Genomic DNA, 1,427 nt, shown 5'->3' with positions numbered 1-1,427 from the left:
GTTGTTTAGTTTTGTTTGAATACGGGCATTGTTATAATAAGTAATATAGCTTTTGACGGTTTGCTCTACGATGGTGGTCGTAGTGTATGTCAACTCGTCAAGGTAGAACGTTTCAGACTTTAGCGAGGAATGAAACGATTCGATAGAGGCATTATCTGCGGGAGTCCCTTTGCGGGACATACTCATGGTAATGCCTCTTTCTTTGATTTTTTGTTGATAAGCATACGATGTGTACACGGAACCTTGATCGCTATGCAGCGTGCATCCTTCAGGCAAAGAAGGAAGTTGACTTAACGTATCTAAAACAAACGCTACGTTTTAACAATCACCAATGGAATACGCAATGATTTCTCCGTTAAATAAATCCTGAATACTTGAAAGATACAACTGTTTGGGTCCAAAAGGCAAGTAGGTAATATCCGTAACTAGTTTTTGAAGAGGACGATCAGCTCGAAATTCACGATTTAATACATTCTCTGCAACCTGATAAGGTTGCCCTGTTCGCTGACGTTTCTTCCGTTTTACGCGACATTGCCAACCATACTTGTGCATGGCACGCTGCACAAACTTATGATTAATCTTCATCGTTCGATTGAGTAATGCTGTAATCTTTCGATAGCCATATCGAAACTTGTGTTTATGACATTGTTCACCAACTTGTTGTTCCATCCATTTCTTTAATGTATCCCGTTTTGTATGTTGCTTCCAACGATAGTAAGTGGATCGAGGGATATTAAGATGTAAACAGATTTGATAAATAGGCACCTGACCTTTTAGCTCTTCCACTGTGTTCACTACGATTTCTGGTACCACTTCCTTTCCAATTCCTTGTACTTTTTTAAGATCTCAATCTGTTGCTTTAACTGCCGGTTCTCTGCCTCTAACTTAGACGTCTCGCTCTTAAATTCAGGACCTTTCCCATATGAATATTGCTTGCCTACAGGCTGTTCAAATCGATGCATTTCTCCATTTTTATACCATATCATCCACGTTTTTAATTGGGTATGATTGCGAATATTCAGCTGTGATAATACTTCTTTTACAGGTATACCAGCTAATCTCATTTCAATCGCTTTTAATTTTATTTCTACCGGATAACTGACTCTTGTCCCCATAGAAAAAACACCTCCAAGTTATTGTTAGGTACTACATACCCGTTTTTTAACTTAAAGGTGTTTTTTATTTGTCTCACTCTAGGGGGTCAGTCCCATGAAGTAAGAGCTTTTTTTGTAAATTTCTTCTAATTCATTTAGCTTCTTATCTAATGCTTGACTTACCTTTCCCATGTTATCACTTACAATTCCTTTTTTAAAAGTTATATTTACCGTAATTTCCTTAACGTGTTCTATTTCTTCTAATAGTACTTTCTGCGTTACACGTGTATCGTCCATCCCCATAATCTCCTAATTAATTTACATGTTAGATAT

The 1,427-nt window shown here is 37.4% G+C and carries 1 protein-coding gene and 1 pseudogene; both read right to left on the bottom strand.

All coding sequences use genetic code 11. The features are described 5' to 3' along the window. Positions 1-1,115: pseudogene (locus tag RB298_RS06790) on the bottom strand (IS3 family transposase); the annotation flags it as partial. Between the two features lie 78 nt (positions 1,116-1,193). Then, positions 1,194-1,391: an aspartyl-phosphate phosphatase Spo0E family protein gene (locus RB298_RS06785; protein WP_486046502.1), complete on the bottom strand. Its 198-nt coding sequence runs from the start codon at positions 1,389-1,391 to the stop codon at positions 1,194-1,196. Positions 1,392-1,427 lie beyond the last annotated feature (36 nt).

Source organism: Priestia sp. BR_2 (assembly GCF_041954005.1).
In the GTDB taxonomy this organism is placed as follows: domain Bacteria; phylum Bacillota; class Bacilli; order Paenibacillales; family Paenibacillaceae; genus Paenibacillus_AQ; species Paenibacillus_AQ lautus_A.
Note: the sequence above shows the minus strand (reverse complement) of the source record. Positions and strands in the feature narration are given on the sequence as shown.

What these genes read in the sequence shown, in the direction of transcription:
- RB298_RS06785 (WP_486046502.1), bottom strand. Translation starts at nt 1,391, where the DNA reads ATGGACGATACACGTGTAACGCAGAAAGTACTATTAGAAGAAATAGAA.